This window comes from Syntrophorhabdus sp. (assembly GCA_012719415.1).
GTDB lineage: Bacteria > Desulfobacterota > Syntrophorhabdia > Syntrophorhabdales > Syntrophorhabdaceae > Delta-02.
Genome location: JAAYAK010000164.1, coordinates 1 through 8381, shown reverse-complemented (window position 1 = coordinate 8381; position 8381 = coordinate 1). Strand labels below are relative to the sequence as shown.

The following is an 8381-nucleotide window of genomic DNA, read 5'->3' as shown; positions in this document are numbered from 1 at the left end:
CTGTTATCTTCTCCTGGCATTCATATCACTGAAGATGGAGATGAACTGGAGGACAACGAAAATAGGAAAGGTACGTCCGAATTTGCCCATCTACAAGAAATTTACACAATTGTGTTGACAGTACCACAGACCCTGAACATAGACCACTCGCCATATTCGCAAACCCCCTGGTGCATCAGTACCGCAAACCCAAATCCCCAACGACATTTTTATACTGTGTTACCGGAGCCCCGGTCAACGCAGTTTAGTGTCAAATTATTGCTAGGTCTCGCCTCACAGTACCACATCTAATTGCTCCTACATTCTGTTAGGTGAGACCTGATATACCATGGCCCGTTAACAGTAATACCAGATCCGGAATGGACTCGGAAACTGTACTAAAGTACAGGCAGGAAAGGTCTGATCCGAAGATGTTTATTGAGGGGATCTCAGAGATGGCTTTGGCGCCAGCCTGTTACGCCATTCATTCAGAGCTGGGATTGTGCGAGAGGTATGTCTGCAGATTTACCCTCTCGTTGGTGATGCCGAGCTTTCTTCTGATGTTGTTCCTGTGAAAATTGACGGCGCTCTGCGATATCGTGAGGGTCTGCGCTATCTCTTTCGTCGATTTTCCGTTCTTCACGAGGTCAATGATCTGCACCTCCCGGACCGTGAGACCGTCATACCTGGTGGTCAGATCACGCATGAATGGTGAAATGACATTCCGGATGTTCTGCTCGATCATCTCGATGCAGGCCATGTAATGGGCGTCGCGATGACATTTTTTCAATTCCTCGACGAAGGGCAGGACAAGCTTGTTGATATTGTCCGTTATACTCGATTCCATCTCCAGTTGGGTGTCAAGCCTGTTCTTGAGCAACAGTTTCATCTGCGCGTTCAGTCCGCGAAGTTGAGCTGATCTCATCACGAGTCGGGCTTGTGTTCTCTTCAATTCCCCTTTCATGGTTTCCTGCCCCGTCATATCGATGAGTGTTTTCAGGTATCCACCGGACGGCAACGGGACCGGGATGAACAGGACCGCCTTTTGCGCCTTGTCCTTGCAGGTTATCATGAATGTGAACTCCCTGCCCTCCCTCAATGAGGAATCGCTCTTGAATCTCTCCACTTCCTGTTGGCGTTCTCCCAATATCGTTGACCGATAATCGGGATCAGGATACGCCGTCAGGAACCACGTGGCTTCGTCGGGGATATCGTATAGATCATAGCCGGAGAGCTCCCTGAACCTGGTGTTGACATAGGTCCACTTCCCCCTGGCATCAACGAGCACGGTGGCGAAAGGAGCGTTATCGACGATCGCCATAAACCGCTGCGTCTGCGCCTCGAGACTTTCCTCCAGCTGTTTCTCACGGGTGATGTCCCTCCACGTGGTATGGAGCATCTTCTTGCCCTTGTAGGGGATGGCGATCAAGGACACATCGGTCCACAGTCTGGCGCCTTCCAACGTCCGGTGCTCCCAACGGAGGTGGTTGACGCCCCTGGCCAGGGCGATGTCTATCTCCTCCCGGTCCTTTTCTGACGAAAACCGACCATCGGGTTGTACGCCGGGCGATATGCTGAATGGACGCAGGCCGATCAACTGGTCCCTGCTGCTGCAATGCATGATCTCCAAAGCCCTGTCATTGCAGTCGACAAATCGGTATTCATCTATCAGCAGCACCGGATCCTTCGATCCTTCGAAAAGAAGCCTGAATCTTTCCTCTGCCTCTTTCATAATCTCCAGTCCTCCGGGATGACTACACGGATCCGGAAATACTTCTGAATTCCGAATCAAGAACGGGTCAACGACAAAGATCTCCTCTCAATGGTATGTTGCACCATAAGGTAGCTGGCTTCGTGCGCTGCATCCGGGTTGTGAAGCGACTTGTAGTATATTACCATGTTCGAGACGCGGGTATCTCGTCCCTTTTTTAACCATAGAATATGGAAAATATCTCCATATTTTAAGCTAATTGCATAGAGAACCGAAAAATAAGCATATGCAACGGAAAGGAGCAGGACGTCTTTGCTAATGATCGATGGTAAGCCAGACAAAGACCGTGAACCAATGATGCGCGTGGGAGATCGCGATGGAAAGGGAAAACTGTTCAGGGGTCTTCTCGACCTGATTCCCGCCTCGGTGTTTGTGGTGCGTGGCCACTCCTTCACGTTCATCAACAAGGCCGCCGAGGAAAACACCGGGTATTCCAGTGACGAACTTGCCGCGATGAACTTCTGGGATATCGCTCACCCCGATCACAGGGAACTCGTAAAAGGTCTTGCGCGCAGGCTTTTCAAAGGGAAAGAGAACTCGAGCCGGGCCGAACTGAAGATCATCGTAAAGGATGGCACGGAAAAGTGGGTGGAATTCATGGCGACACGCGCGGTGATCGACAACCAGCCCACGATCGTCGCCTCGGTCATGGAGATCACGGACCGCAAGAAAATGGAAGAAGAGCTTAAGGCCCACCGCGACCACCTCAGTACCCTGGTGGAAAACCGCACAGATGAGCTCCGCCAGGAGATCGCGAGGAGAAGGGAGAAGGAGGAGCAATACCTTTCCCTGGTGGAATGTGTACCCGGGTGGGTATGGGAAACGGACGCGAACTTCTCCTACACCTACCTGAGCTCCAAGATATCCGACCACCTGGGATACCATCCCGAAGAGCTCATCGGGAAAAGACCCCTTGATATTGTCCCTGCCGACGAGAAAGAGCGCCTCGCACCGATCATGAAGGCGGTCGCAGCTGAAAGGGTCCGCTTCGTCCCTTTCACGTTCGAGGTATTCCACAAGAATGGGAGCGTGGTCCTTATTCAAGGGAACGCTCGAGCTTTTTTCGATGACGCTGGGAACCTCCTGGGTTACCGCGGGAGCGCCCGCGATATAACCGAGAAGAAACGGGCCCTGGACGCGCTGAAAGAATACCAGGAAGAAATTGTGGCCAAGTCCCGAAGGCTCGAAGAGGTCAATACCACCCTGAAAGTGCTATTGCGGCAGAGGGAGGATGACAGGAAGGAACTTGAAGGAAGATTCGTGTCGAACACCCGGGAGATGGTCCTGCCCTATCTCGACAGGATGCGCAGGACCGGGTTGGACCGCGAACAGCAAAACTATCTCGATATCGTCGTAACCAACCTCAATGAGATAGTGTCACCTTTCATCAACACCCTGGGACACGCGAACCTGACGCCACGGGAGCTCGAGGTGGCGACCCTTGTCAAAGAAGGCAAACGAACCAAGGAGATAGCGGAAATAGCCGGTATCGCGCCAAGTTCCGTCGACTCGCACAGAGACGCCATAAGAAGGAAGCTCGGACTGAACAACAAGAAGATCAATCTCCGCTCCTACCTTCTCTCGTTAAGGTAGAACCATCAACGACCAGTCGGTCACGACATACAGACCATTCTGTGGAGTCTCGACGCTGACAGCCTGATGACAAAGCGGCCGTCGGAGTGTTACGATAGTTGTCATGACTCCCGCTCTCCTTCCCCATCGATCTCAACGCTCTCGAAAGATCTGCCGGTCCCTGCCCCCGGTCGCGATACGGGACCGGGAATCGCTTGAGCCGCGTCAACGGATGCCCCGCTTCGGCTTGTTCCCCGTGCCTCTCATCGTTCTTTGCGTGTTCCTTCTTGTTCCTTCTCTCCTCCTGGCCCAGGGCGAGGTCCGGGTCACCGTCGAAGGGGTGCAGGGCGAGGAGCTGGACAATGTCCGCGTCGCTTTGACGGTACCAACGGGACTCGTCAAAGACGGGGTCGTCAACGAGAGGTGGCTGAGACGTTTTGAGGCACAGATACCTGAAAAGGCGAGACAGGCCCTCGAGCCCTTCGGGTTCTACGGTGCCGCGGTGACTGTATCATCCGAGGTGTCCGGACAAGGCGCGCACGAGGTGCGTGTCTTGATCGATCCGGGGGAGCCTGTGCGGGTGGCTTCGGTGAATGTCGCCGTCACAGGTGCGGGCAGCAGGGAAGAAAAGCTTGCAGAGGTCATCCCGGCCTTTCCCCTCCGCGAGGGCGCGACACTCCGCCACGATCTCTACGAGAACGGGAAGAACGATATCCGCAAGAAGGCGTTGGAACTCGGTTATCTTGACGCCGGGTTCACCACGCACGAGATACATGTGGATCCCGGGAAGCGAACGGCCACGATCGAACTCGTCCTTAAGACAGGGGAGCTCTATTATTTCGGTGAGACGGAATTCTCGGGCGCCCCCGAGTATCCCCGGTCCTTTTTCGGCCGCTACCTCGAATTCAAGCCCGGCGACGTCTTCTCGCACCAGAAGATCGCCCTGACCCAGCGCAACCTCATCAACGCCGACCGCTTTAGGACGGTCATCATAGACGCGGACAAGGACAAGGCCCGGGACCGGCGCGTGCCCATAGAGATCCGTCTTCGGCCGTCGAAACCGAAGCGATTGAGACTCGGCGGGGGCTACGAGACAGACATCGGTCCCAAAGGATCCATCAAGTACGAAGATGTCAATTTCCTGGGAACGAGCCACAAATTCCAGTCACAGTTCGACCTCAGCCAGCCCCTTCAGGTCATCGGGGCCCGGTACACGATGCCCGACACCAGGGATATCCGAAGCTTCTCGTCGATAAGCTTCAACATGAAGCGCGAGGACCAGACCACGGGAACATCGCTCTTCAGTGAATCGATAATGGCGGAATTCGAAAAGGCAAGGACCCTCGGGCAGGTACCTGTAGGGTCTTTGTTCCTCCAGGTCCTGAGGGAGCGCTCCGACGTGGGCCTGCAAAGGACGAACACCTTTTCGGTCCTGCCGGGCGCGCGCCTCTCCGGTATGAGCTATGACGACATGATACGCCCCACCCGGGGTTACCGGTACTCCACGGAGCTGAAAGGCACGCATCAGGAGATAGGCTCCAGCACCGGACTTATCCAGTTCACCGGGGACGGTGGTGTCGTCGTGCCCCTTCCCGGCAGGCTGTCCCTGCTGGCAAGATCGATGGTGGGGGCAACCTTCCAGAACGAACCCGACGCCGACCTGCCCATAGCCCTGCGCTTCTTCGCCGGAGGAGACAGAAGCGTCCGCGGGTACGCGTACAAGTCCCTGGGGCCGGAGGATGCCGATGGAGAAGTGGTCGGGGGCAAGAACGTGTTCACGGGAAGTCTCGAACTGGAGCGTGCCGTCGGCAGCGACTGGGGTGTGGCCGCGTTCTACGACGTCGGGAACGCCTTCAACGACTTCAGGAACATGCAGCTCGTCCAGGGCGCCGGGATGGGGGTGCGTTACTACAGTCCCATCGGGCCGATAAAGCTCGACATCGCCCGCCAGATAGGGGTGAGAGACCCCGATTTCAGAATACATATTTCCATAGGGTTCGGATTATGATGTCAAGGCGCCATCTGTGGTACGCTATCCCCCTTCTACTGGCGGTATTCATCGTTTCCTGTGTACTCTGGGTCCTCTACACCCAGAGCGGCACCACCTTTCTTGTGAAGGGAATGCGCGGAGCCCTGTCGGGGACCGTCGAGGTCAAAGGGGTTACGGGCACGATCGGCCGCTCCCTCCACATGGAGGGGGTCTCCATCCGTTTCGAGGACCTCACCGTGGTTGTCGACGCCGCCGACCTGAAGTGGCATCCGCTCTATCTTGCCACCGGGAAACTGGCGATCACCAGCCTTGCGGTCTCGGGCGTGTCGGTGACGGAAGGGGAAACACCTGAAGAGCCTCTCGACCTCAGCTTGCCCCGCCTGCCCAGGTGGATCACCCTTGTCGACGCCTGGATCAAGGAATTGAAGGTGAGCCGCTTCGCCTACCATGCCCCGGACAGCGAACCCGTAATGGTGAAGGACGTGTCGGCGACCCTCCTTTTGGACCGCGGCACCCTTTTCGTCAGCACTCTCGATCTCCGAAGCTCTTACGGTGGCGTGAAAGGCTCCGCGAGCATCAACCTCGTACGGCCCGCTCTTCGGGCACGGCTAACAGCCGCCCTCCCGGAAAAGATCGCCGGCATGGACGCCATATCCGTCGACGCGCGGCTTCCCTCATCCCGGGGAAAAGAACAGGTCGCCGGCTCGTTCATGGCAACGGTCTTTTCGGGAAAGCAGGAATCCTTGAGACTGAGCTCCACCGTCGGCATCTCGCCTCACACCATCCGCGTGAGTGAAGCGAAGCTCTCGCGAAAGGGTGCCGGAGGAACGATCGAGGCCGAAGGAACGCTCGACGTTTCGGGAAAGGAACCGGCATTCACTCTCTCGGCGAAGATCACCGGTCTCGACATTGGACCCGAGACAAAGGTGAAAACGGATATATCGGGACATCTCGATATCGCCGGGACCATGGAGGATTTCGCGGGAACGGTCTCTCTCGGGAACCGGGGAGCGTCCTGGAAAGAGATGGACCTGAAGGCAAAGCTCAAGGGCGACGCCAGGACCATCGAGCTTACTGACCTCCAGGCGAAGCTCCTCGCCGGCTCCATCTCCGGCAGTGTCAGCGCGTCCCGCGAGACGGACATGCGGCTCACGGCCCGTTTCACCGGGTCAAACCTCAACCCGGCCCGATTGAGACCCGACCTCGATGGTGATCTCAACATCGATGTGAAAGGGGAGCTCTTCGTCCCCGAAAAACGCCCGATGGAAGGGTCCTTCACGGCGTCCCTTAAGAACAGCACCTTCCGGAAGAAGAGCCTGACGGCGGACGTGGACGCGTCGTTCCGCGACGAGATCGTGAGGATAAAGGCCCTCTCGATAAAGGGAAACGGATTTGCCGCGACGGCTGCCGGCATTCTGCAGGAACGCCTCGCCTGCGAGATACGGATAGCTGATGCCGCGAAACTCCTTCCGCAGGCGGAGGGAAGCCTCTTCGCGAAAGGATGGGTCAGGTGGCGGGAGAACGAACCTGCCGGAACCCTCACCGCGCGGGGAAAGAACATGTCCTACGGCGACGCGAAGCTTTCGTCCTTGAGCGCGTCCATGGAGATGCCTGACGGATACAAGGGCGGCCTCACCGTTGATATGGCGGGCCGGGGTCTTTCCTATGGAGCCCTCAGGGCAAAACGGCTCGACCTCGGGGTCACGGGCAAGACGGAGGACCACAGGATGACTCTCACTCTCGCCCACGACGGGAACACGCTTAGCATGCAGGCAAAGGGTGGATATGCCGATGGGGCCTGGAAGGGTACGATCGTCAGCCTGTCAGGGACGCAGACACCTTTCGGCAGGCTCGACCTGTCAGGGCCCGCAACGGTCATTGCCTCGCAGAAACGGCTTTTCCTTTCCCCCTTTATTCTCAAAAGCCCGACGGGAGAGATACTCGATGCCGGCGCGGACATCTCCATGGAGCCGATGATCGGCTCCGCGGCGGTGAAATGGGAGCGGCTCAACCTGGCCCGGATGGGGGCACTCATCGACCCGGCAAAGGTTCAGGGCCTCTCATCGGGTGCGGCCGGCGTCAAATGGCTTAAGGGCAAGCGCCTCGCGCTCTCCGGCGAGATAAGCGCCTCCGCGGCGGTCTCTCACGGGGCGGTGACGGTGAAGGCCGACAGCGTAAGCGGCAACCTGAACTGGGACACCTCAGGGCTCCGCGCGTCCCTCAACGTTGAACTCGGCGCCAATGGGCGCGTGAACGCGAGCGCCGCCTCCAGGCGGCCCGCGGCCTTTTCCCTCCCTGACCAGGGGACGTTCCAGGCGGCCTGGAAGGGCCTCGATATGGGCATGCTCCAACCCCTGCTGCCCGGGACCGTGAATCTCAAGGGACGCCTGTCAGGTGAGGTGAAAGGCGGCCTTCTGCCCGGCAACCGCTTCGATCTCGCGGGACAGACCGGAATCTCCGATGGCTCCTTCACCTGGCGCGGCGATGAGGGCGAGATCACGGCACCCATCAGGGAGACCGCCGTTGACTGGACCTGGAAGGATACCTCGCTGACCGGAAAGGCGAACCTCAGGCTCGGGCAGTATGGCCGTGTCGAAACCGCGTTCCGGGTCCCTCTTCCCGCGAAGGTCCCCATCACCATCGATAGAAGCTCCGCGATGACGGTCTCGATGCGGGGCACGATGAGCGAGAGGGGTCTCGTTGCCGCGCTCCTTCCCGGACTAGCCCGGGAGACGAGGGGGCAGGTCGATTTCGACCTGACGGGGAGCGGTACCCTGGCCGATCCCCGGATCGCCGGCAGGCTGAACCTTAAAGGCGCGAGCGCCTATCTCCCACCCGCGGGTATCCAGCTCAAGGATATGAGCGCCGACGTTCTCTTCACCGACAACCGGGTAACCCTGTCCTCCTTCGTCGTTCACTCCGGTCAAGGCTCCATAAAGACCAGCGGAACGATGACACACTCAAGGGGGAAGATCACGACCTTCGAAGGCACATTGAAGGGAGAGCGTTTTCAGGCCATGAACCTGCCGGAGCTCCAGGCCTCGATCAGTCCGGACCTTACGATCACCG

At 57.9% G+C, this 8381-nt stretch carries 4 protein-coding genes; 3 read left to right on the top strand and 1 reads right to left on the bottom strand.

Going from position 1 to position 8381, the window contains the following annotated elements; all coding sequences use genetic code 11:
* Positions 1 to 463 precede the first annotated feature (463 nt).
* Positions 464 to 1711, bottom strand: coding sequence for a PAS domain S-box protein (locus tag GXX82_09740; protein ID NLT23317.1), 1248 nt, complete (start codon positions 1709 to 1711; stop codon positions 464 to 466).
* 297 nt (positions 1712 to 2008) lie between these two features.
* Between GXX82_09740 and GXX82_09735 the strand changes: the two genes are divergently transcribed.
* The 3 genes from GXX82_09735 to GXX82_09725 all read left to right on the top strand — a co-directional run.
* A complete protein-coding gene (locus GXX82_09735) occupies positions 2009 to 3343 on the top strand; it encodes a PAS domain S-box protein (GenBank protein ID NLT23316.1) in 1335 nt (444 codons plus the stop codon).
* Between the two features lie 211 nt (positions 3344 to 3554).
* Positions 3555 to 5330 (top strand): outer membrane protein assembly factor, encoded by a 1776-nt coding sequence (locus tag GXX82_09730; GenBank protein ID NLT23315.1) that lies wholly within the window; start codon positions 3555 to 3557, stop codon positions 5328 to 5330.
* Positions 5327 to 8381: hypothetical protein (locus tag GXX82_09725; protein NLT23314.1), on the top strand; the 3055-nt coding region annotated here is incomplete at its 3' end. The genes GXX82_09730 and GXX82_09725, both read left to right, overlap by 4 nt.